Origin of the sequence: Tenacibaculum caenipelagi (genome assembly GCF_004363005.1) — a bacterium.
Classification (GTDB): domain Bacteria; phylum Bacteroidota; class Bacteroidia; order Flavobacteriales; family Flavobacteriaceae; genus Polaribacter; species Polaribacter caenipelagi.
The window spans coordinates 1-24,419 of record NZ_SNYH01000005.1; the positions used below are offsets into that span (position 1 = coordinate 1).

Consider the following 24,419-nt stretch of genomic DNA (forward strand, 5'->3'; position numbering starts at 1 on the left):
TAACGATTACTGGTATAATGCTGAATTGATAGATACCAATGGAAAAATCCGTAAAAAAACAGGACATTTTTCTTTATTGAGGAAATAATAAAAAACATAAAATAACAGTAAAAAATACGGATAGTTTTTCACATAAACTATCCGTATTTTTGTTGAATGAACTTTGAATTACATTCTGAATTTAAGCCAACTGGCGATCAACCGCAAGCAATCAAACAATTAGCTAATGGAATTTTAGCCGATGAAAAGTATCAAACACTTTTGGGTGTTACGGGTTCTGGTAAAACATTTTCTGTAGCTAATGTTATTACCGAAGTACAACGACCAACACTTGTTTTGGCTCATAACAAAACCTTGGCTGCTCAGTTGTATTCCGAGTTCAAACAGTTCTTTCCAAATAATGCAGTAGAATATTTCGTTTCGTACTATGATTACTATCAACCAGAAGCTTATATTCCTGTTACAGGAACGTATATTGAAAAAGATTTATCCATCAACGATGAAATAGAACGCTTACGAATTAGCACCTCCTCTTCCCTACTTTCAGGGCGTCGGGATGTGTTAGTCGTAGCATCCGTTTCATGTTTATACGGTATAGGTAATCCCACTGAGTTTAAAAAGAACGTGATTACCATTGAAGTTGACCAACAAATTTCTCGTACAAAGTTTTTACATCGCTTAGTAACCAGTTTATATGCGCGTACTGAAGTTGAAATAAAAAGTGGAACTTTCAAAGTGAAAGGTGATGTAGTTACCATTTATCCATCGTATGGAGACAATGGATATAAAATCCACTTTTTTGGAGACGAAATCGAAGAAATTGAGACTTTCGATATTGAAACCAATCAAACGATTACGCGATTAGAAAAATTAAATATTTACCCTGCTAACCTTTTTGTAACCTCTCCTGATATATTACAAAATGCCATTCATCAAATTCAAGAAGATATGGTAAAACAAGTAGATTATTTCAAGGAAATTGGGAAACATTTAGAAGCAAAACGTTTACAAGAGCGAACTGAGTTCGACTTAGAAATGATTCGGGAATTAGGGTATTGTTCAGGAATCGAGAACTACTCTCGTTATTTAGACGGACGAGAAGCAGGTACACGACCTTTCTGCTTGTTAGATTACTTTCCTGATGATTACTTAATGGTAATTGATGAAAGTCACGTAACCGTTCCTCAAGTTCATGCGATGTATGGTGGTGATAGAAGCCGAAAAGAAAACTTGGTGGAATACGGATTCCGTTTACCTGCGGCGATGGATAACCGTCCGTTAAAATTTGAAGAATTTGAAGCCTTGCAAAATCAGGTGATTTATGTTTCGGCAACTCCTGCGGATTATGAATTACAAAAAACGGAAGGGTTGTTTGTAGAACAAGTAATTCGACCTACTGGACTGTTAGATCCAGAAATCGAAGTTCGACCAAGTTTGAATCAAATTGATGATTTAATTGAAGAAATTCAAATTCGCGTAGAAAAAGACGAACGCACCTTAGTTACTACATTAACCAAGCGTATGGCGGAAGAACTGGCTAAATATTTAACTCGAATTCAAGTACGTTGTCGCTATATTCACTCAGATGTTGATACCTTAGAGCGTGTAGAAATCATGCAGGATTTACGTAAAGGCTTGTTTGATGTACTCATCGGAGTAAATCTATTAAGAGAAGGTTTAGACCTTCCAGAAGTATCGTTAGTGGCTATTTTAGATGCTGATAAAGAAGGTTTTTTACGTTCTCACCGTTCTTTAACACAGACTGTAGGTCGTGCTGCACGTAATGTAAACGGTAAAGCAATTATGTATGCTGACAAAATTACCAACAGTATGCAACTCACCATTGACGAAACCAATCGTAGACGTGAAAAGCAAATTAATTACAACACCGCTCACGGAATTACACCTACACAAATCAATAAAAAGATAGACAATACCTTATCTAAAAATGCGATTACTTCGTATCATTACGATAATGCTACACAAAAAGCTGCTGAGCAGGATTTAGAATACTTACCAAAACAAGAAATAGAAAAACGCATACGCGACAAACGCAAACAAATGGAAGAAGCTGCCAAAGCACTAGATTTTTTAGTAGCTGCACAACTACGTGATGAAATTGAAGTTTTGAAAGAAAATTTGTAAATTACAAGTATTTATATGTATTGTCATAATGATTCAAGAATATTGTAAAAGCCAAAACTTATTTGGTAAAATTTATGAAAAACAAAACAAGATACTTTACATTAATGGCAATAATGCTTGGAACTATATTAATAAATCAAGCTATTATACAGTATTTCCTTTTTGATAAAAAAAATGACTCTCATTTAATAGATATAGGTGGAAAACAAAGGATGTTAAGCCAGCGTATTGATCAACTTTCTTTTCGAAATGTTGTCTTACAAAAAGACAATCACGATCAGTTAACTTCAACTTTAAACACCTGGAAAACAGCCCAATTAGCTATTATGAATGGAAATGAAGACTTGAAAATTTCCAAAATCACTAATAAAGATACATATTCAAAATTAAACTCTGGACTTAAAATAATTAACAACATCGATTCTATTATTAGAAAAGGAAATCTAAATGATGCTTCATTGACACTTATAAATAAAAATGTCGATGAATTTTTACCTTTAATGGAAAACATTGTTAATGATTTAACAAAAATAACAGATAAAAAACTTTCAAATATTATTATCATAGAAATCATATTAGCTCTTTTAACTATAATTATAATCTTTGTGGAGTTTCAATTGATTATAAAACCCTCTTATAATAAAATATTATCTCAGAATAACAGATTACGAGAAATTGCATGGAAACAATCTCATGAACTACGAAAGCCAATTGCTACAATACTAGGAATCTCAAATGCTATACAAAATAACGCATCGATGTCTACTAAAGAAAAAAATAAATGTTTAAGCTATTTATTTAAAGCAACAGAAGAATTAGACCAAGTTACTCATGAAATAGTAAATAAAACAAGTTAAGTAATAAAAAACAGGTAACACACTTTATCTAAAAATACGATTACTTCGTATTTTTATGATAATGCTACACAAAAAGCTGCTGAACAAGAAATAGACAAACGCAAGTAAATGGAAGAAGCTGCTAAGGCTTTAGACTTTTTAGTAGCTGCACAATTACGTGATGAAATAGAGGTTTTGAAAGAGAACTTGTAAGTTTAAACATACAAAAGTAAGGGGTGCCCTTACCAAAAGTAGGGCTAGACCTCTTATGTTTTTCTTTTATTTTAATTATTTTTAGATTTTTTTAACTAACTAAAAATATGCATGATATGAAACAGAGAAACAAATTAAATACATTTTTAAAAATAGTAACTTTCCTTTTTGGCGTTTCTTTATTATTATGGAATTGTACACAAGATAATACCGAAGCTAATAACTTAAATTTTGAATTTAAAAATAAGTTTTCTCTTGAAAAACTAAATAATACATTTTTAAAAAATAATCTAATTGTAAATTGGAATGATTATTATCTCGAAGAAAATACAAAAAACAACTCAATAGTTTATGAATTCTCTACATCTCTTAAAGGTAAGAGTAGTTCTTCTGATAAAAAACAAAACTTATTTTATAACTACAAAGTACTAGCTACTAAAAATTCTGCAAATGATTTTACTTTTAACATTTTAAAATTTATCTCAACTTCACAAAAGGAAACTGAAAATGCTTCTTATTTAAATACCTCCTCTTTTACAGGTACGCTTCAAGAATATAATCTTTTAGATGAGCCAACTAGAATAACTGCCTACAAGCAAGGAAAAATTGTAAATGAAATAAATAATAAAAAACAAATAAGCAGTAATTATGCTGCTAAAACACCTTATGTGGGTAAATATGTTCTTGTTGTTACCGATTTTTATGTAGATTGGTATAGATTAGTAGGTGGAAAATATGAATATGTGTGTAGTTCATATGAATCCACTTCTGTAGAATATGTATATGTAGAAGATGATTACACTAGTGGAGGCGGCACTACAACTTCTAACTACCACTCACATTATGATGCCCCTCATGGTCCTGATTTAAGCTTAAATAATCATCCTGAAGAAATTATTATAGATTCCACGTTTAAAAGTACTAAAGCAGAATGCATTTTAAATAAACTCCAAAAAATGAGTACAACCTTTAAAAGTATGATACAAAAATTTGATGGGGAGTTTCCTGTAAGTCATTTGAAATATTCTGTTGATGATTCTCTTCCTGATAATGTTAATGCTATCACAGATAATGGAAGTGAATATACAATTGAGATTAAATTAAATGGAAATAATCTTTCTCAAAGAACAGTATTGGGTCTGGCACGAACATTGATTCATGAAACTATACATGCTGAAATGTATAGGAAATTACGCTCTGTAAACTATAACGTATCTATAAATGATTTTCCTGGGATTTATGATTATTACAGAAGACATAAAAATTGGCAACATGAACAAATGGCAGCTCATTATGTCGAAACTATAGTAGATATGCTGAAGGAATTTGATAATTCTCAAAATTCCAACACTTTATATATCGATTTAGCTTGGGAAGGATTACAAAATACAGTTGCTTGGAATAATCTTTCTAGTTCTGAAAAAGATAGAATAATAAATAGTGTTAAAAATTATAAAAGCACAGGAACTAAAACATGTAATTAAAATGAGAAATAAATTATTGATTTTAATAATGATAATAAGTTGTAGTTCTCTATTTTGTCAAGAAGCTCACTTATCATATAATTTTTTTGGAGAGAAAAACATAAAAACAAGAACTAATAAGACAGTAACTTTTTTTATAGGTGAAAATAGTTTTATATACTTCAAAGATAAAGACTGTTATAAGATTATAAGTGTTCAGAAGAATTTAAAACCAGAAGTTCTAAAAATAAATGATTTTTTAAATAGAGCACATCAATTAAAAAATATTAATAAAGAGGACAACAAAATCATAGTTAAAAAAAAGAATCAAATCTTTCAAAAAATCTTTCTTTATGAAAAACGAGATGATTGCATATATGTGTATTGTGTTAAATGGGAAGATTCTATAATTGATTAAGTTTTAAAAAGTAGTAATTTATTCTATTACTTTTTTAGTTATTCATAATATTTTGAATTGATTTAAGTATACAAGAAAAATAATCAAAATAGTGTTTGTAAATCAGGAATTGATGGATGTACTGACGCAAGTGATATTATCAACGGAAACATAAAAATAAACATCCAAATTACTGCTTCAGAACAACCTTTAAATTATGCTACAGCTCTCTTACATGAAGGAATACATGCTGAACTCTATAAATATGTAGACGAACACATGAAAGGACTAGACCCTAATAATAGAAAGAATTTATTAGAATGGTATTTTCGTTATAAAGGTGATGAATATCAATCAGAATATGCACAACATCAACATATGGCAGACAATTATGTAAAACCAATAGCTGAAGCTATTAGAAAACTAGACAATGATTCATATCCTTTAGAATATTATATGGGATACGGTTGGGATGGTCTAAGAAAATATGGTTATGATGGTTACTATGATAATGGAAAATGGACTACATTGGATAAAAGTACTTCTTCTGAATATTATAAAAAGCAGAAAACAGTTAACGATAACACAAAATTAAATGGTAATGAATGTAATTAATACAAAAAAAGTTTTTTTCCTGCTTTTAACTATATTATTCTTTTCGTGTAAAGAAAAACAACAGATTAATATAGAAGAAGAATGTATATATCAAGTTACAAGTCATTTAACGAATAAATTTAGAGCTCCTCTTCTTTTACCTCCTACCTTTCCACCACCACCAAACGGAAAGGAGTATATATATACCACTAGAGATAGTCTTACAAGCTATATGCATTCAGTAAATAAATTTATTAGAAAAAAGACAATAGCATTTTTACCAGAAACTTTTACTACAGAAAAAGAATATAAAAAAGAAAAGGTAAAAATAATAGAAGAATGTACAAATGATAAGGATTTAATAAGATTATTCTTAAAATTAGAAAAAAATATCGAGCTAGATATAAACAAAATAGCCAATTCAAAAAAAGACTCTCTAATTTATTATAATGAAAAACATGAGAAAATGTTAGGAAAAGGCTTTCAAGACATAGACATCCTATTAAGTTTTTCTAATATAACATTTAATAAAAATTATAATAAAGCTTTATTAATTGTAGGAGTGAGTTACGGAAGATTAAATGGATTTTCAATGCTTATTTACTTAGAAAAAAAGCATTATCACTGGGAAATAAAATGTGAAAAGATACTATCTATTTCTTAAGGAAAAAAAACCTCACTGTAACAGTGAGGTTTTTTAATATATTACTAAGAATTAATTAAAAAGTTTTAAGCGCTTAAAACTTCTTGTACTTTATCAGCTGCTTCTTGGAACTCAGTTGCTGAGATAATTTCCATTCCGCTATTGTCAATTAATTCTTTTGCTTCTTTAGCATTTGTTCCTTGTAAACGAGCTATAATAGGCACATTAATTTTGTCTCCCATGTTTTTGTAAGCATCTACAATACCTTGTGCCACACGGTCACAACGAACGATACCACCAAAAATGTTTACTAAGATAGCTTTTACGTTAGGATCTTTTAAAATGATTCCGAAAGCAGTTTCAACACGTTGTGCATCAGCAGTACCACCAACATCTAAGAAGTTAGCTGGCTCACCACCTGCTTGCTTAATTAAATCCATAGTTCCCATTGCTAAACCAGCTCCGTTTACCATACATCCAACATTACCATCTAAATCTACATAGTTTAATCCTGCAGCATTCGCTTCAACTTCAATAGGATTCTCCTCACGGAAATCACGCATTTCTGCATAATCTTTGTGACGGTATAAAGCGTTATCATCTAAAGTAACCTTAGCATCAACAGCCATGATTTTATCATCAGATGTTTTTAATACTGGGTTGATTTCAAATAAAGACGAATCAGACTTTACATATGCTGTATATAATGCAGTAACAAATTTTACCATTTCTTTAAAAGCTGCACCGCTTAACCCTAAGTTAAAAGCAATTTTACGAGCTTGGAAAGGTAATAATCCTGTTGCTGGATTAATTTCTTCTGTAAAAATTAAGTGTGGAGTTTCTTCTGCCACAGTTTCAATATCCATACCTCCTTCAGTAGAATACATAATCATGTTTCTACCTGTAGCACGATTTAATAAAACTGACATATAAAATTCATCTGGCTCACTATCACCTGGATAATATACATCTTCAGCAATCAATACTTGGTTAACTAACTTACCTTCAGCTGAAGTTTGAGGAGTAACTAACATCATTCCTAAAATATCATCAGCAATGCTTTTTACCTCATCTAAGTTCTTAGCTAACTTTACACCTCCACCTTTTCCACGACCACCTGCGTGTACTTGAGCTTTAATTACGTGCCAACCAGTTCCTGTTTCTTCTGTTAATTTCTTTGCTGCTTCAACAGCTTCTTCTGGAGTATTTGCTACAATTCCGCGTTGGATACGAACGCCAAAACTGTTTAAAATTTCTTTACCTTGATATTCGTGTAAGTTCATTCGATATGAATTTTTAAAAGTCGAACAAAAATACAAATTCAATTGATAATACCTTATAATTTGGACTTTAATTTATTATAATTATTACTGATTCCTCATAAACTTCACTTTCACATATTTTTAACACTCTATGTGTAACAACACTTTTTTTAACATGTCTTTAGTGTAATTAACATGATTTTGTGATTCATTACCGCAAATCATAAATATTTTAGCGCAACCAATAATTTTTTTCAATCAACTATGCATAAAATTTTAGCATTAATTATTACTATTTTCTTCTTTTCTGAAGTAACAACTGCACAAACCCTTAACCAAAACAGAAAAAAGCTAGAAGCAATACGTGTCGATTCACCTCCTAAAATAGATGGAGAGCTAAATGATGATGCTTGGAACAATGTTCCTATTGCTAAAGATTTTGTAATGATGCGTCCTGACAATGGAAAACCAGAACCTAGTACTCATAAAACGGAGGTTAAATTAGTTTATGACGATAATGCTATTTATGTAAGTGCTTTGATGTATGCTCCAGATCCTACTAAAATTCCTGCTGAATTTACCAATAGAGATAACATAGGTAATGTAGATTTCTTTTTAATAACCATAAACCCAAATGATGACGGACAAAATCCTTTTGAGTTTATTGTAACTAGTTCAGGGGTACAAGCAGATTCTAAAGTTTCAAATGGAAACGAAGATTTTAACTGGAGTGCTGTTTGGGAAAGTGATTTTAAACTTACTGATAATGCTTGGATTGTTGAAATGAAAATACCTTACAGAGCTTTACGTTTTGCTAATGCTCCTGTTCAGTCATGGGGAATTAACTTTCACAGAAGAATACAAAATCTAAACGCCCAATTTTCATGGAACCATATTGATAACCAACAAGGTAACTGGACTCAATATGATGGTTTATATGAAGATTTTAAAAATATAACTCCTCCTACTCGATTAAATTTTTACCCTTATGCTTCAGCAACTACAACTACTTCAGAAGGTCAAACTGATTTTGATTGGAGTGTAGGTATGGATGTAAAATATGGAATTACTGAAAACTTCACATTAGACGCTACCTTAATTCCAGATTTTGGTCAAGTAGGTTTTGATGATGTTACCTTAAACTTGGGGCCTTTTGAACAACAATTTACCGAACAACGTCAATTTTTCACAGAAGGAACAGAACTGTTTGGTAAAGGACGCTTATTTTATTCAAGAAGAATTGGATCTAGACCTATCGATCAATTTGCCAATGAACGTAAAGATGATGATGATTTTGTTGATGGTAAAAAAGTTAATGATGAAGTTATAGATGTTCCAGATAAAGTTCAAATGCTAAACGCTATAAAAATATCAGGAAGAACAAAAAGTGGTTTAGGTATTGGTTTTTTTAATGCCATTACAGAAAAAACAGAAGCTACCGTTGAAAGAACTGAAAAAACCATTAACGGTCTAGATACCATTACCAATGTTAGCACCTATAAAACTACGGTAAATCCATTTTCTAACTATAACATACTAGTGTTAGACCAACAGTTTAATCAAAACTCATCAGTAAGTTTAATCAATACCAATGTAACTCGTGATGGTCGATTTAGAGATGCTAATGTTACTGGATTATTATGGCATATTGAAGATAAAAAAAGTAGATACAATATAGATGGTAGTTTTAAAATGAGTAACATCTCTGACGATGAAGACCATCCTAGTACAGGATATGCTTTTGATACCAGTATAGGAAAGCAATCAGGAAATTGGCGTGGAGAAATTGGATATAATTTTGAAAACAAAGATTTTAACCCTAACGATATGGGAATTCTTTTTCGTAACAATCAACAAAGAATTTATGGTTTTGTTGGGTATCGTTTGTTAAACCCTAAAGGGATTTTCAATAACTATGGTATAAACCTATACTACAATGTTAATTTCTTACACAATTCAGGTACATATACTGATACCAATGGAGGTTTGTCTTTTTGGGCTCAAACTAAGAAACGATTTGGTTTTGGTGCTAATCTGAACTACGGTACTCAACGAAAAGATTTCTTCGAACCAAGAGAAGGAAGTACTAGCGGAATCTATTTCAAAAGGCCTCAAAGATTAAATGTGAACCATTGGGGATCTACCGACTATAGAAAGAAATTTGCTATAGACTATAATTGGTACTATACCTTTTTCAAAAATAACCCTAAAGAAAGTTATGGTTTTGGTGTGTCACCTAGATACCGTTTTAACAATCAGTTTTCTTTAATCTACGGTTTTAGATATGGAAAAACTAATGACGACCAAGGATATATTACTAAAATTAGTGAAGATGATGTTAATGAAGATCCTTCATTAGCTCCATTAGAAGGTGATATTATATTTGGACAACGTGATTGGACTACCTATAACAATTCACTAACTGGAAAATATAGCTTTAGTACAAAATCTTCTTTGTCATTATCTTTTAGACATAATTGGAGTAAAGTTCCATATCAAGAGCAATTTTATAGTTTAAATGAAGATAATGGAGAACTAACTGCAAATAACTATCAAGGAAATCATGATAAAAACTTTAATAGCTGGAACGTAGATTTAAATTATGTTTGGCAATTTGCTCCTGGAAGTCAATTAATTGCTTTTTATAGAAACTCTATTTTTGGAAATGGTGACTATGCTAAACATAGTTTCTTTAAAAATTTAGATCGTCTTTTTGAAGAAAAAAATCAACATACTTTTTCTGTTCGAGTAGTATATTTTATCGATTACAACAACCTGAAAAATATATTTTAATAGATCGTTTATTTATTGTTTGAAATCAGATAGACTTTAAAAGCCTATCTGATTTCTTTTTTATACATTCGTTACTTTGAAAATAAAACCATGATTGTAGCTAAAAATATCCATAGACATTACGGAGATGTCGAAATTTTAAAAGGAGTAAATCTTCATATTAAAAAAGGAGAAATTGTTGCCATTGTTGGTCCATCAGGAGCAGGAAAAACAACCTTATTACAAATTTTAGGAACTTTAGACAAACCTTTAAAAGATCAAAACTATGAGCTTTCTGTCAATGGTATTTCAATCAAAAATTTAAAAGACAAAGAAGTTTCTTCTTTCAGAAACAAACACATCGGTTTTATCTTTCAATTTCATCAATTATTACCTGAATTTACTGCTTTAGAAAATGTTTGTATTCCTGCTTTTATAGGGGGAAAAGCTAAAGCTGAAACAGAAAAAAGAGCCAAAGAATTATTAGCTTTTTTAGGCTTATCACATAGAGAAAATCACAAACCTAACGAGCTTTCTGGTGGAGAACAACAACGTGTTGCCGTTGCAAGAGCTTTGATTAATGAACCTTCGGTTATTTTTGCTGACGAACCTTCAGGAAATCTCGATTCTACTTCTGCAAAAAACTTGCACGAGTTATTTTTTAAATTACGTGATGAATTCGGACAAACCTTTGTATTAGTGACACACAACAAAGAATTGGCGCAAATGGCAGACAGAACTTTGACGATGAAAGACGGAATTATTGTTGAATAGTGTAACACTTTAAAGTTTCAATCTACTTATTAGAAAATCAATCAACTTATGAAAGAAACTTTTCACGAGCTCATTGCTTATTTAAAAAATCCAGTCTTAGAAAAAGATTCTAATCAAGATACTTCGTATCGATTTCAAAAATTTTTTCACTTGCTTATTATAAGTATTCTTACTGCATTAGTATTAACTTCTTTATTCTTATTAATTGAACATTTTGAATGGGTTGACATGAATGATCATGCTGTAGAAGAATTACTAAAGACAAATTCTAAGTGGAGTGTTATATTTTTTGCTGTTATTCTTGCGCCTACACTTGAAGAGTTATTTTTTAGGGCTCCAATTACATTATTTCACAATAAGAAATCATTTAAAATTGCTTTTTATGTATTTGCCATTCTTTTTGGTCTAATTCATTTAACTAATTATAATTTTACTATAAATTTATTATTATTTGCACCAATACTAATAGCTCCTCAAACTATTTTAGGTGGCTATTTAGGTTTCATAAGAGTTCGTTTTGGTTTAACCTGGAGTATTTTATTACATGCCTGTTACAATGCTTTTTTTGTTTTAATTAGTTTTGCAGGAGATTTGATATAGAATGAACAAAACTGAACTCAAAGATTTTTTAGATCAAAAAGTAATACAATACAACAATTCTGATTTTATTGATAGTGACCCTATTCAAATTCCACATCAATTTTCGTTAAAAGAAGATATTGAAATTGCTGGTTTTTTAGCAGCAACCATCGCTTGGGGGAATCGTAAAATGATCATCAATAATTCCCATAAAATGATGGATTTAATGGGGAACTCCCCATATGATTTTGTTCTCAATCATTCTGAAGAAGATTTAGCCAATTTCGACGGATTTGTTCATCGAACTTTTAATGCTGACGATTTTAAATTCTTTATTCAATCTTTAAAAAATATTTATCAAAATCATGATGGATTAGAAGTTGTTTTGAAACCTAAAAATGATGTTGATAATTACCAACATGCCATTCATCATTTTAAACAAGTATTTTTTGAAATCCCACATCAACAGAGAACTCTAAAACATGTTTCAGATCCTTTAAAAGGTTCTGCATCTAAACGAATTAATATGTTTTTACGCTGGATGGTTCGCGATAATAGTACAGGAGTCGATTTAGGCATCTGGAAAACACATTCACCTGCCCATTTACATTGTCCGTTAGATGTTCATACAGGAAATATTGCCCGAAAACTTGGAATCCTCTCTAGAAAACAAAATGACTGGAAAGCAATTCAGGAATTAGATATTATTTTAAGAGATTTTGATAAAAAAGATCCCGTAAAGTATGATTTTGCCTTATTTGGATTAGGAGTCTTTGAAAAGTTTTAATTTAGTTGATATGAAAAATGACCTAACTAAAATGATGGCTTTAGATATTTATGTATCTAATTTAGAAGAAGAAAAGTATTCTGAAATCAGTACTAATCTTCAACCCTCTTCTAAAAAAAGTGTGAATCTTCTAAGTTGGGGAATTCAAGACTTATTTTTTGAAAAAGAACTTTTTAGTGATTTAGACACCATAAAAAATTTATCTAAAAACTTCAACTGGAAAAACAATCTAATCAAAGTTATAAAAGAGAATTATTACGAATCTTTAGTTCTTACTGATGTAAAGAAAAAAATAATTTGGGTAAGTGATGGTTTTACCAAAATGACTGGGTATGAAAAAGAATATGCTTTAAACAAAACTCCTCGTTTTTTACAAGGCGAAGAAACCAAAGAAACCACTAGAAAGAGAATTCAAACGAAACTTTTAAACGGAAAACCTTTTAAAGATGTAATTATCAATTACAGAAAAGATCAATCTACTTATAAATGTGAATTGCATATTATTCCGTTACATAACAATAACAGCTCAGAAATCACACATTTTTTAGCTTTAGAAAAGGAAGTAGTTTAATATTTAATTAAATGCAAACATTTATTCACTACTTTTTACATTTTGGTTTTCCTATAATTATCGCCTATCTATTTTTCAGGGAAAATTGGGGTAAAGTTACTCTAATGCTACTAGCTACTATGTTAGTGGATTTAGATCATCTGCTCGCAACTCCTATATTTAATCCTAACCGTTGTAGTTTTGGTTTTCATCTATTTCACTCCTACTACGCAATAGGATTATATATTGTATTACTCTTTTTAAAAAGACCTTATAATATTATTGGTTTAGGACTATTACTACACATGCTAACCGATTTTATCGACTGTTTATTTATGTACAACGCATGTAACTCTTGTCTAGAAAATGCCCCGGCAAAAAGATTATTAGAAACGGTAAGCAATCTACTTTTTTAACTGTAAATCACAGTACCAAAAACTTCTATCGTAGTTTTTAGTGGTCGTTTCTTCTGATTTCTTAGTTTTCTTTGAATCTTGATAACAGTTATCATCATCGTTTTTATGTAATGTATACGATTTCAATAACTTTTCTCCTATTTCAAACTCCACAGGTTTCTTAAAGATAGGACCGTCATAACAAAAGGTATGAAATTCTCCGTTCTCTCCACAAACATCAATATCCTCAGGAAGCTCGTTTATAAAATCTTCATCAATAACCCTCCCTACAAACTCTTCACCTAACAATTTAGCATTAACGCAAACGGTAATCGTTTTAAAGCCTAACGACAAAAATTCACGCAATAATTCTTTGGTATCTTGTTTCCAAAGTGGGTATACTCCTGTAATTCCAACCTCTTGTAGTTTTGAGTCACGGTAAGCTCTTAAATCTTCTAAAAAAATATCTCCGAAAACTGCATGTTGTAAGCCATCAGATTGTAACTCCGCAGTTTTCTCTTTCATCTTTTGATTGTACAAATCCATTGTAACTTCAGCAGGAAAATATATTTTTTCTAACGGAATACCAATGCTTTCAGCCTGTGCATCTAACAATTCTTCATGCAAACCATGCATTGAAACACGTTGGTAATCTTGATTTACATTCGTAATCAATTTTTGCACATCGTACTCTTTTTGTTGTAATATTTTATACAATGCTAACGACGAGTCTTTTCCTGAACTCCAGTTAAAATAGGCTTTTTTCATGACTGTAAAGATGTGTAAAAATCTTTTTTAAAACAATTTTTAAAGCTTCTTATTACTTATCATTTTCTTAAAAGGTAAATTCCATTTCATAGTCATAAAAGAATAACGAGTTTCTTGTAAATAAGCATCCATTATTCTAGGTTTACGATTCAAAATATTTTGAATCGTATCATTTTTAGGTTCAGGATTCTTTACCGCTAAAACATCTATCTCAACAATGTGTCGTGCCAACCAAAGAGGTAATTTTGCTTGCTTTGTTAGTTTTCTCATAAACTCTTCCCTAGTAATATTTTCGTATACAATTTTTCGGTTCGTTACATGTGAAATTCTCTTGGCCATACTTTCATGTGATATTGCTTCTGGACCCGAAATAACTACGGATTCTCCTTTCAAATCTTTTTCAAGTAATAAGTATTTAACTGCCACCTCTGCAACATCTCTAGAGTCAACATAATTTCTTTCTGCATTTTCCATAACTCCATATATTTTACCAAAATACTTAATGGTAAATGTGTTTCTCTCCCAATTTTGCATAAACGAATGTGGCTGTAAAAAACAATGTTCAATTCCACTTGAAGCTAACTTTTTTTCAATTTGTCTATGCCAATCACTTACTTCAACATAGATATCATTAGGAACAACTGGAGCGGACAGCTTTACTATTCTTTTTATATCTAATTCTTGTGCAACTTCAATTATGTTTGTTTCAAAAATTGTTTGTACAGGTGATGTTCCTGTCAACATAAAAATAAAATCTGCTTTAGTACAAGCTCTTTTAATTTGTTCTTTTGATTTTAAATCTACAGAAACATATGTAACATTATTATTATTTCCATTTAATTTTATTGGTACTTCTCTCGCTGGTGTTCTTATTACCCCTCTAACTAAACAATTTCTTTCACTTAATAATCTTAACACTTCTGTTCCAACTGTTCCTGTTGAGCCAAAAACAACAATGGTCGGTTTTTTAATATTCATATTTTTCAATTTGTTTTAATGGAAGCCTCCATGCTGTAATTGTTGTACCTAAAATAGTTGAGAAAAGAATGTCGAACATGAATTTTTGCCAATTGAAAATAAATATGATTGCCAATGCCAAACCAAATGTTACCCCCAACATCATACATACTTTTACTGATTTATTTTTTACTTTTTTTTGCTTAGTTTCCATTCGCCATAATAACATATAGGTAATTATAGTTGCAATTAATGATGGCAACGCAATACTTATAAAACTTGATTGTTTTAATACTTCATTTTTCATCAACCATCCCGATCCCCATGACATTATTGCTGGAAAAACATATGAGGGTATGGTTGCTTGCAAAAACGTTTTAATGGTAAAACTACTGCTCTCTATATATTGACTTTTCATAGCCTTAATTATCTAAACGGGTTAATTTTTACTCCTACTGATAAATATGATTTCGATGGAACATCAAAACCAAATAAATATTCGTCTTCTGAGTCCTGAAACTCGTACTTTTCAAAGACTAAACGCGTACCTCTTACCATAACCCCAATAGTCTTGGTTAACCAATAATTATATTCTATGCCTACAGAAGCAGTTGTAAAAACTGACCTTTTTACATTGGTTCCTTCTGGTATGGTGGGTAAAATAGGTTTGTCCATTCTTACCGTAAAGTCATTTAAATCGCCTACTAATTTCACCGAATGTTTATTATTAAAGTCATATTTCACATAAGTACTAGGCAATCCAACTGCAAATGACACCTTATTATTAATATTTCCCATAATATTAACAACTGGATTTATCATCGTTTCTCCTGATAGTGTTAAATACCCTACCCCAAAACTCAAAATATAATAGGTATTTCTATTTTTGGTATTAAAGCGTTTTTCAGCAAATAAAATTCCATTTATTTTAAAGTCATCACTTTTTATGTCATCATTAAAACTTCCAATAAGGTGAGGCATTATCAATGCATTTACAGACCATTTTCTAGTAATTCTATATTTAGCCAACAAACTATAGTTTACATTGTAATAATCTTCATTTTTTCTTAAGAATAATGGTTTATTCTCACCATGTTTAATTGAATGATAATCCATTCCAATAGTATTGTAAAAAGCTAATTTGTTAAAGAGTATGGGTGCAAAACCAAGTTTACCACTCAACCTTTGATAGTCAAATGAAGAATTGTCACTTATATCTGGCGTATAGTGAACATAAAAAAGATCTCTATCTCTGTTTAAAACAAATACATCTCCGGTTACTTGTCCGTAAGTTTTACCAAGAAGAAATACTGCTATGATTGCTATTTTTTTTCTAAACATAATTTGTATTGATTAAATTCAATACAAATATTGCTTGATTTAGGTCTCATGAAATTACCAAATGTTAATTAACACCTATCGTTTTTATAACGAATTGTAAATCAATTAATTAAGTTTAGTTGTTTTTATTTGAAGTATATAATTATTCTTTTGCTATGCTTATTTCTTTTCTTATTCTACTAAGCGATTGCGGGGTTACCCCTAAAAACAAAGAAAGGTCTTTTAATGGAACTCTAAATATTAAATCTGAACGCTTTAATAGATCTAAATAGCGCTCTTTTGCTGTTAAAGATTGAAAATTGTGAATTCCATATAATACACTTGCAAAAGAGTCTTCCCATATAAGTCTTCCAAACTTCTGCCAAAGAGGAAAACGATCGTACAAAGTTTCCATGTCTTTATAGGAAATACTATACAATTCAGTATCTTCAATAGCCTTAATATAAGAATCTGAGCGTCCTCTATTTCTAATTTTTGATATATCTCCGATAAATTCATTTTCAAAAGCAAAATACCTTGTAAACTGGATTTCATCTTTTATATCGTAAATGATAAGTCCGCCTGAAGCTATAAAATAATAATCAGTTACTACTTGTTCTTTTTTTATTATAAATTTATCTTTTAACAATATATTTCTCTTAAAAAAAGGCAAAATAACATCCAAATCTTCTTTTTCAAGAGTTACATATCTATTAATAAATTTAATTAACTTATCCATTTCAATTATTTCTTAAATACATTCAAAGGTGCATAAAAAAACCTGCTTAAAAGCAGGTTCTAATTAAAATTTACTTCCTCTTTTGATTTAAAGGAACTGGTCTTTCTTGTTTTATTACAGGCTTTCCATGTAAGTCAAAATCTCCAGCATCGAAAATTTCTATATCAATAAACTCTCCTAGTTTGATATAATACTCACGAGCATCTACAATGACATCATTATCTACATCTGGTGAGTCAAATTCGGTACGTCCGTAGTAATATTCACCATCTTTTCTATCGAATAAACATTTGAATGTCTTTCCTATCTTTTCTTGATTTAATTCCCAAGAAATTTGCGACTGTACTTCCATAATTTCATTCACACGTCTGAACTTTACATCCGCAGGTACATCATCTTCTAAAACATATGCACCTGTGTTCTCTTCATGAGAGTATTCAAAAGCTCCTAAACGTTCAAAACGCATCTCCTCTACCCAATCTTTCAACTCTTGGAATTGCTCTTCAGTTTCTCCTGGATATCCAACAATTAACGTCGTACGAATTGCCATATTTGGCACTGCTTCACGGAATTTATGAATCAACACAGTCGTTTTCTCATGTGTCGTACCACGCTTCATCGATTTTAAAATCTCGGTATTGATGTGCTGTAACGGAATGTCTAAATAATTACAAACCTTTGGTTCGTTCTTCATGACTTCCAACACATCCATTGGAAAACCTGTAGGGAAAGCATAGTGCAAACGAATCCACTCAATTCCGTCAACTTTCACCAATTCTTTTAATAAACCTGCTAAAGCACGTTTTTTATAAATATCTAACCCGTAATAAGTTAAATCTTGCGCAATTAACATGATTTCTTTAATCCCTTTTTCTGCCAGCTTGGTAGCTTCGGTAACCAAATCTTCAATTGGAGTAGAAACATGTTTACCACGCATTAACGGAATAGCACAAAACGAACATGGACGGTCACAACCTTCAGCAATTTTTAAATACGCATAATGATCTGGAGTCGTTGTTAAACGCTCACCTATTAACTCATGCTTATAATCTGCTTCCAAAACTTTTAACAAGTTTGGTAAATCGTGCGTACCAAAATACTGATCTACATTGGTAATTTCAGCTTCTAAATCTGGCTTATAGCGCTCGCTTAAACAACCGGTAACAAACACTTTATCCACTTCACCTTCCTCTTTCTTTTGTGCGTAGTGCAAGATAGTCTCCACACTTTCTTCTTTAGCTTTACCTATAAAACCACACGTATTGATTACTACAATATTTCCTTCGTCATTTTCATCTTCATGAACCACATCTTTACCATTGGCTTTTAACTGCCCCATTAACACTTCACTATCGTAAACGTTTTTTGAGCAACCTAAAGTAACTACGTTGATTTTGTTTTGTTTTGTTGTTTTAGTACGCATATTGTAAAAAATTCAGTGTGCAAAGATACAGCCTAAAAAAGTTATTCGAAATATATTTTTATTTTATATTTGACTCATTATAAACTCAAATACTTATTATGCTATGAAAAAAATATTATTAGTTTTTATTATTCTTTTATCAATCTCGTGTTCTAATAATGATGGGGATAATACAGTAGGTACAGAACCTGAATTTAACTGCCACAAACCCACATCATTAAAAATAGACCCATATTATACAACCGCTAATTCTGCTGTATGCGAATGGTATGATAGTAATAATTCTCAATTATTCAATATAGAATACGGTCCTAGAGGCTTTTCTATTGGCAGCGGTACCAGAGTAAACAGTGGAGAGCTTTATAAAAAAATCACTGAACTTAATAGTAATACTGAATATGACTTTTATGTTCGATCTAACTGTGGAGGCGAAAATTATAGTGAATGGGCAGGACCACACAGTTTTATTACTAAGTCAGGTACTGTTTCTGATTCTTTTACTGGTAATTACTTAATCGAAGAAATTACAAATATAGATTCTAATGGCCCTGTATTATCTAATGGCTCAATTGTAACTTTAAGTATAAGTGGTCAAGATAATAGGCGTAAATTTGACACCAAATTTTTCCCTGACAATTGTAGTCCTATATATACTTTTTATTTTGTCCTTCAAGAAAATGGAACCTTAAACGTTCCTCTACTTCAATCTGCTTGCTCATGCAATGGAAGTTATTATTTTGGTCCCTCTAATGAAGATAGTAGTTATAACCTTAATAACGATAGTGTTTTTTATTTGAAGTTTTCATCAGATGTTTATAATGACTGTTCTAGTGGAGTAAAACAGGTTACTTATAAATTTACAAAACAATAAAATAGAATAGAATAGAATATATTTAATAAAAAGAAAAAGCAGCTTTAAAAAGCTGCTTTTTCTTTTTATTAGTTTTCCTTTTCTACTTAAAAAACGAATCTACAAACCTTTGTTAGTTAAACGCTTATAAATCATCAATACCCTTTCCTACTCCAATATACTATGAAGAAACTCTCTTTTATTTACCCATTTAAGACTAGCTTGATTTTTAGTCCTGTTTTAGATAACTTCGTTATTAGAGAATATGCACTTAAAAACTAAATTAATCGCTATCAAACACTAATGAACGAACTCAAAAAATTGCTACAGGATTTAATCGGACTCACAGAAGATGAGTTTCAAACATTTTACAATCAATTAGAAAGAAAAGAATACAAAGCAAAAACGTTAGTGATTGAAGAAGGAAAGACCACTAAGGATTTATACTTTATAGAATCTGGTTTTTTTAGAACATTTAAAAATATTGAAGACAAAGAGTTTACCACCTACTTTGCTTGTGACAAGCAGTTTATAACAGTTTTTGATAGTTTTATATACCAAATCCCTTCTCACGAATTTTTAGAAGCTATTGAAGACAGTACTGTATATAAAATATCTTTTAAAAGTTTAACCCAATTATATAAAGAATCTCCCAATTTTGAGAAGTTTGGAAGAATCTTAGCAGAGAGAAATCATCTTTGTGCACAACAAAGAGCTTTAACTATGCAAACAAAATCGGGCAAGAAAAAGTATTTAGATTTTATAAAGAACTACGATAAAAAAATTGTTTTGAGGGCGCCTCAATACCAAATCGCTAGCTTTCTTGGTATAGCTGCTGAATCACTCAGTAGAATTCGAAAAGAAGTTGTCATTTCCTAACATTTGTCAAGATAAAAATAGTTTCCTCTCATTTTCTTTGTCCTTATAAATTATAAAATAAATACAATGAAAATCGTATCGATAGCAAAATATGCTATTCTCTTATGCTTGGCTATTTTTATAGCTAGTGTTACATTTAAATCTTGTTCAATTAGCCCTGAAGCTTGGTCTCCAGCAGCTCCTCCAAAATTAGAAGGTGTGCTCCTTGAAAATAAACTACTAAGTTCCACCAAACATATCAATTTAGACGGTTGGTATGGTCCTGAGGACATTGCAGTAGATAATCAAGGAAATCTATATTGTGGAGTTCATATTTCTGAAACAAATTTTTCAGATGGTCGAATTTTAAAGATTGCCCCATCAGGAAAAGTTTCTGTCTTTTGTAATACGGGATCTTGGGTTGCTGGACTGCATTTTGACAGCAATCAAAACCTAATTGCATGTGACTTAGAAAGAGGTTTAATTAGTGTTGACAAAAACGGAAAGATCACAACTTTAGCAAGCGAAGATGAAAATGGAAACAAATTTCTTATCCCCAATGATGTAGACATTGCTTCGGATGGAATTATATATTTTACCAATACTTCTTCAAAAATACCTTTTAGCAGAACACATATTTGGAAGCTTTTAATGGAATCGAAACCCGATGGAGGCCTTTATAGTTATGACCCTAAAACTAAACAAGTAAAAACACTTATAGATGGTACTTATTTCGGAAACGGTGTTGCTGTTTCTCAAAATGATGACTTTGTTCTAATGGTAGATTTAGCGAAATATAGAATACTAAGATACTGGTTAAAAGGAAATCAGAAAGGAACAACAGATGTATTCTTAGACAACTTACCTGGTTTTCCTAATGGAGTTTCTAGAAGGTCTGATGGTAGCTTTTGGCTTGGTTTTTCAACTAAAAGGGATTCTTCTTTGGATGAAATACATCCTAAACCACTTGTAAAAAAGTTAGTTTATGGTCTCCCACTATTTTTACAACCTAAAGTAGCTCCTTATGGAATGATAATGCATTTGAGTAATGATGGGAAAATCTTAAAAACTTATTATGATACTACTGGTAAAGTTGTATCAGAAGCAAGTTCTGTTGAAGAACATAATGGATATCTTTATCTTGGTGGAGATGTATCTGGTTATATTGGAAAATACAAATTAGAGAATTAAAATAAAAACTCCCAAATTGGGAGTTTTTCATATATTGTCTATTAGTTATAATCAACTGGTGCCTTTCTTACTTTCTTTATTTGTTCAAATGCATATGTTAGTTGTAATAGTTCAGTTTTTCCTATAAAAGCTAAACTTATCGAACTCCTGCTTCTAAATTCTAATAATTGACAATTCTTAACTATTGCTTAGAATGATTTTTTATGGCAAAGTCACCCCAATCTGCAATAGACTGAACTATTGGAATTAAAGTTTGACCTAAATCAGTTAAAGAGTATTCTACTTTTAAAGGTGGTTTTGATGTATACACCTTTCTTTTAATTACTCCGTCTTCTTCTAATGCTTTCAACTGCAAACTTAAAGTTCGTTCTGTAACCATTGGAATTTCTTTCCGTAATTCACCATAACGAAGCTTTCCTTTAATTAAGTGGTAAAGAATTACAGTTTTCCATTTACCTCCTATTATTCCCATCGTTAAACTAGTACAACAAGGAAATTCTTTTCCTTTAAACTTAAGTGTTTTAGACATTTATACTTCTATATTTTATACTATCATTTTTGACCGTTATTGCAAAGATAAAATACTATAATTACTTTTGCTACTATAATTTTTATAGTTTAATTAAAAAAATAAAATATGAGTTTTATAGAATTAATGCAGCAACGTTATACGACTAAAAAATACAATGCTTCAAAAAAAATTGAGTCTGAAAAAATTAAGGAATTACAACAAGTTTTACAATTAAGTCCCTCATCAATAAACAGTCAACCTTGGAAGTTTACTTTTGTTTCTGATACTAATACTAAAAAGAAGCTTTCTGAAGTATCGTGGTTAAATGCTAGCAAAGTTATTGAGAGTGATACTATTGTAGTATTTAACCGAATTGATAACATTAAGTTGTTTGAACAACAAATTGAAGAAGAGTTACCTGAAGCAATGGTTAATTATTATAAAGAATTTATAAAACCGAAACCTGAAGAAGAAATTAAGGCATGGTTTGACAAACAAGTTTATTTAGCAGTGGGAGTTTTTTTAAGTGCCTGTGCAGAAATGGGAATTGATGCTACTCCAATGGAAGGTATTGAACCAAAGAACTATGACAAGATTTTGGATAACGAAAACTATGCAACTCTTGTTGCTGTAGCTATTGGATATAGAGATAACGAAGACTTTAATCAGCCTAATAAAAAACCTAAATCAAGATTGGCTTTCAATAAGGTTATTCAAACAGTTTAAGAAATAAAAAATTTAAAACTTTTGTTACTTGTATTAACTTAGACTAAAACCTAAAATGAATATTTTATTAAAAATTGCTCTATCCTTTTTATTTCTTTTTTATACTAGTACTGCTATGTATGCCCAAGCTAAACTTGAAAAAAGTTTAATTACTGGAAAAGAAATCAATAAAATTATTTCGCCTTCAGAAAAACATACTTATACTTTCAAGTTAGAAAATGGTATGGCCATTATTGGAGAGTTAATTCAAAAAGAGATAGATCTTGTTATCGATATTTATAATCCAGACGACGTATTTTTAAAACAGATTGATAGTCCAAATGGAAAAAATGGCATAGAACCCATCGATTTAACAGCAAACAAATTTGGGGTGTACAAACTAGTTGTTCATTCGCTAGATAAAAATTCTACCAAGGGAAGCTATACTTTACAAATTCAGCAAATATTGAGCTTAAAGGACAATATGAAACGAATAGCTAAAAAAGAGCTTCCAACTAAGACCTTGTACAACTTATGGGAATCTTCATTAACCAATGATAACGCTATTGATGATTTTATCTCAAATCATACAGAAAAATATATTATTGAACCTATTGAAGGGGACAACAAGGAAATGTTAGTCACCTATTTCTGTGTTCCTCATAAAAATACGGAATATGTAATGTTAAGTGGCGGACCTGATTTTTTAGGTTTACGTTTTCAAAAATTAACCAATACTAAATTATTTTTTGTTACTCAACGAGTTCCTAAAGACGCTCGTTTTAATTATGGATTCAATTATTTTAACTTAGATAAAGCAGGCCCTTATAATGAAATTGAATCAAGAAGTGTTGAACATGCTTATGACGGGACTATAGAAATGCCGGAAGCTCCAAGACAAATTTATATTTCTGAAAAAGAAGGTGTAGCCAAAGGTAAACTTTTTCCTACTTCTCTATTCAGTGATATTTTAAACGAAGAGCGAAAAATTTCTGTTCATACTCCAGCTAATTACAACTCCAACACCCCTCATAATCTACTCATTGTTTTTGATGGAGAGGCTTATGGAGGAAGACCTAACAGAAGGTCTAGAATACCAACTCCAACAATAATAGACAACTTAATGGCAGATAATAAAATTACTTCAACTGTTACCGTTTTAGTATGGTCAATGGGGAAAAGAGGCAAAGATTTAATAAATGAAAAGTTTGGTGATTTTATAGCAAAAGAACTTATTCCTTGGGCTCACTCTAAGTATAATATATATCCTCAAGCAAACAAAGTTGTTTTGGCAGGTTCAAGTAGAGGGGGTTTTGCTGCTAGCTATGTAGCATTAAAACATTCCAATTCTATAGGAAATGTACTTTCTCAATCTGGTTCTTATTGGATCAAAGGAACAAAGAATGAGAATCACTGGATATACCCTAAAGAAAATGGGAAACTTATAGATGCTTATAAAAAAAGTAAATTATTACCTGTAAATTTTTATATGGATATTGGACTTTATGACGCAGGTGCATCCATGCTTGGAATGAACAGACAATTCAGAGATATATTGGAGTTAAAAGGTTATAAAGTAGATTATCGTGAGTTTAAAGGTGGACATAGTTATGTAAATTGGAGAGGAACACTTTCTGACGGAATTATCTCATTAATAGGTACTCATAACTAATTTTTACTTTTCTTC

26 protein-coding genes are annotated in these 24,419 nt (G+C 30.8%); 18 read left to right on the forward strand and 8 right to left on the reverse strand.

Translation table 11 applies throughout. From position 1 onward, the window contains the following. Positions 1-156: 156 nt before the first annotated feature. The 7 genes from uvrB (at position 157) to DFQ07_RS10980 (ending at position 6,312) form a co-directional block, all read left to right on the forward strand. Entirely contained in the window at positions 157-2,145 is a 1,989-nt protein-coding gene (gene uvrB / locus DFQ07_RS10950; protein ID WP_133536801.1) for an excinuclease ABC subunit UvrB, read from the forward strand. A gap of 74 nt (positions 2,146-2,219) precedes the next feature. Further along, complete coding sequence (locus tag DFQ07_RS10955; RefSeq protein WP_133536803.1) at positions 2,220-3,002, forward strand: histidine kinase; 783 nt, start codon at positions 2,220-2,222, stop codon at positions 3,000-3,002. Positions 3,003-3,110: 108 nt separating this feature from the next. Beyond that, positions 3,111-3,194 (forward strand): UvrB/UvrC motif-containing protein, encoded by an 84-nt coding sequence (locus tag DFQ07_RS15790; protein WP_243743986.1) that lies wholly within the window; start codon positions 3,111-3,113, stop codon positions 3,192-3,194. A gap of 116 nt (positions 3,195-3,310) precedes the next feature. Next, complete coding sequence (locus DFQ07_RS10965) at positions 3,311-4,678, forward strand: hypothetical protein (protein WP_133536807.1); 1,368 nt, start codon at positions 3,311-3,313, stop codon at positions 4,676-4,678. Position 4,679: 1 nt separating this feature from the next. Next, complete coding sequence (locus DFQ07_RS10970) at positions 4,680-5,075, forward strand: hypothetical protein (protein WP_133536810.1); 396 nt, start codon at positions 4,680-4,682, stop codon at positions 5,073-5,075. Between the two features lie 258 nt (positions 5,076-5,333). Beyond that, entirely contained in the window at positions 5,334-5,669 is a 336-nt protein-coding gene (locus DFQ07_RS10975; RefSeq protein ID WP_133536813.1) for a hypothetical protein, read from the forward strand. Beyond that, positions 5,656-6,312 carry a hypothetical protein gene (locus DFQ07_RS10980; protein WP_133536816.1) on the forward strand — a complete coding sequence of 219 codons (657 nt, stop codon included), beginning with the start codon at positions 5,656-5,658 and terminating at the stop codon, positions 6,310-6,312. The genes DFQ07_RS10975 and DFQ07_RS10980 overlap by 14 nt, the downstream gene beginning before the upstream one ends. Before the next feature lie 65 nt (positions 6,313-6,377). On the opposite strand, the gene sucC is transcribed toward DFQ07_RS10980, so the two are convergent. After that, entirely contained in the window at positions 6,378-7,574 is a 1,197-nt protein-coding gene (gene sucC / locus DFQ07_RS10985; RefSeq protein WP_133536818.1) for an ADP-forming succinate--CoA ligase subunit beta, read from the reverse strand. A gap of 243 nt (positions 7,575-7,817) precedes the next feature. On the opposite strand from sucC, the gene DFQ07_RS10990 reads away from it, so the two are divergent. The 6 genes from DFQ07_RS10990 to DFQ07_RS15795 all read left to right on the forward strand — a co-directional run bounded on the left by DFQ07_RS10990 (position 7,818) and on the right by DFQ07_RS15795 (position 13,431). Beyond that, complete coding sequence (locus DFQ07_RS10990) at positions 7,818-10,346, forward strand: DUF5916 domain-containing protein (RefSeq protein WP_133536820.1); 2,529 nt, start codon at positions 7,818-7,820, stop codon at positions 10,344-10,346. Positions 10,347-10,436: 90 nt separating this feature from the next. Then, complete coding sequence (locus tag DFQ07_RS10995) at positions 10,437-11,099, forward strand: ABC transporter ATP-binding protein (protein ID WP_133536823.1); 663 nt, start codon at positions 10,437-10,439, stop codon at positions 11,097-11,099. A gap of 48 nt (positions 11,100-11,147) precedes the next feature. Next, positions 11,148-11,699 carry a CPBP family intramembrane glutamic endopeptidase gene (locus tag DFQ07_RS11000; RefSeq protein ID WP_133536825.1) on the forward strand — a complete coding sequence of 184 codons (552 nt, stop codon included), beginning with the start codon at positions 11,148-11,150 and terminating at the stop codon, positions 11,697-11,699. Between the two features lies 1 nt (position 11,700). Next, positions 11,701-12,465 (forward strand): TIGR02757 family protein, encoded by a 765-nt coding sequence (locus tag DFQ07_RS11005; protein WP_133536827.1) that lies wholly within the window; start codon positions 11,701-11,703, stop codon positions 12,463-12,465. A 10-nt stretch (positions 12,466-12,475) separates the two neighbouring features. Continuing rightward, on the forward strand, positions 12,476-13,036 hold the full coding sequence (locus DFQ07_RS11010) for a PAS domain-containing protein (protein ID WP_133536829.1): 561 nt from the start codon (positions 12,476-12,478) through the stop codon (positions 13,034-13,036). 11 nt (positions 13,037-13,047) lie between these two features. After that, positions 13,048-13,431: a DUF6122 family protein gene (locus DFQ07_RS15795; protein WP_133536831.1), complete on the forward strand. Its 384-nt coding sequence runs from the start codon at positions 13,048-13,050 to the stop codon at positions 13,429-13,431. Here the strand turns inward: DFQ07_RS15795 and DFQ07_RS11020 are convergent. The 6 genes from DFQ07_RS11020 to rimO all read right to left on the reverse strand — a co-directional run bounded on the left by DFQ07_RS11020 (position 13,420) and on the right by rimO (position 18,617). Continuing rightward, the gene (locus DFQ07_RS11020) at positions 13,420-14,178 is read right to left on the reverse strand and encodes a Dph6-related ATP pyrophosphatase (RefSeq protein WP_133536833.1); all 759 of its coding nucleotides are present in this window, start codon (positions 14,176-14,178) and stop codon (positions 13,420-13,422) included. The genes DFQ07_RS15795 and DFQ07_RS11020 overlap by 12 nt on opposite strands. Positions 14,179-14,217: 39 nt before the next feature. Then, on the reverse strand, positions 14,218-15,156 hold the full coding sequence (locus DFQ07_RS11025; protein WP_133536835.1) for an NmrA family NAD(P)-binding protein: 939 nt from the start codon (positions 15,154-15,156) through the stop codon (positions 14,218-14,220). Then, entirely contained in the window at positions 15,146-15,553 is a 408-nt protein-coding gene (locus DFQ07_RS11030; protein WP_133536837.1) for a hypothetical protein, read from the reverse strand. Before DFQ07_RS11030 ends, DFQ07_RS11025 begins: the two co-directional genes overlap by 11 nt. An 8-nt stretch (positions 15,554-15,561) precedes the next feature. Further along, the gene (locus DFQ07_RS11035; RefSeq protein ID WP_133536839.1) at positions 15,562-16,476 is read right to left on the reverse strand and encodes a DUF6268 family outer membrane beta-barrel protein; all 915 of its coding nucleotides are present in this window, start codon (positions 16,474-16,476) and stop codon (positions 15,562-15,564) included. Between the two features lie 142 nt (positions 16,477-16,618). Beyond that, entirely contained in the window at positions 16,619-17,194 is a 576-nt protein-coding gene (locus DFQ07_RS11040; RefSeq protein WP_133536841.1) for a Crp/Fnr family transcriptional regulator, read from the reverse strand. A 70-nt stretch (positions 17,195-17,264) separates the two neighbouring features. Then, a complete protein-coding gene (gene rimO / locus DFQ07_RS11045) occupies positions 17,265-18,617 on the reverse strand; it encodes a 30S ribosomal protein S12 methylthiotransferase RimO (RefSeq protein WP_133536843.1) in 1,353 nt (450 codons plus the stop codon). A 103-nt stretch (positions 18,618-18,720) separates the two neighbouring features. Between rimO and DFQ07_RS11050 the strand changes: the two genes are divergently transcribed. The 3 genes from DFQ07_RS11050 to DFQ07_RS11060 all read left to right on the forward strand — a co-directional run bounded on the left by DFQ07_RS11050 (position 18,721) and on the right by DFQ07_RS11060 (position 21,516). Beyond that, positions 18,721-19,488: a fibronectin type III domain-containing protein gene (locus DFQ07_RS11050; protein ID WP_133536845.1), complete on the forward strand. Its 768-nt coding sequence runs from the start codon at positions 18,721-18,723 to the stop codon at positions 19,486-19,488. Positions 19,489-19,770: 282 nt separating this feature from the next. Then, positions 19,771-20,346, forward strand: coding sequence for a Crp/Fnr family transcriptional regulator (locus DFQ07_RS11055; RefSeq protein ID WP_133536847.1), 576 nt, complete (start codon positions 19,771-19,773; stop codon positions 20,344-20,346). A gap of 66 nt (positions 20,347-20,412) precedes the next feature. Then, positions 20,413-21,516: an SMP-30/gluconolactonase/LRE family protein gene (locus tag DFQ07_RS11060; protein ID WP_133536849.1), complete on the forward strand. Its 1,104-nt coding sequence runs from the start codon at positions 20,413-20,415 to the stop codon at positions 21,514-21,516. A gap of 181 nt (positions 21,517-21,697) precedes the next feature. On the opposite strand, the gene DFQ07_RS11065 is transcribed toward DFQ07_RS11060, so the two are convergent. Beyond that, positions 21,698-22,045 carry a winged helix-turn-helix transcriptional regulator gene (locus tag DFQ07_RS11065; RefSeq protein WP_133536851.1) on the reverse strand — a complete coding sequence of 116 codons (348 nt, stop codon included), beginning with the start codon at positions 22,043-22,045 and terminating at the stop codon, positions 21,698-21,700. Positions 22,046-22,153: 108 nt separating this feature from the next. On the opposite strand from DFQ07_RS11065, the gene DFQ07_RS11070 reads away from it, so the two are divergent. Continuing rightward, positions 22,154-22,753 (forward strand): nitroreductase family protein, encoded by a 600-nt coding sequence (locus DFQ07_RS11070; RefSeq protein ID WP_166627772.1) that lies wholly within the window; start codon positions 22,154-22,156, stop codon positions 22,751-22,753. Between the two features lie 55 nt (positions 22,754-22,808). Next, positions 22,809-24,404: an alpha/beta hydrolase gene (locus DFQ07_RS11075; protein WP_133536853.1), complete on the forward strand. Its 1,596-nt coding sequence runs from the start codon at positions 22,809-22,811 to the stop codon at positions 24,402-24,404. The last annotated feature ends 15 nt before the right edge of the window (positions 24,405-24,419 follow it).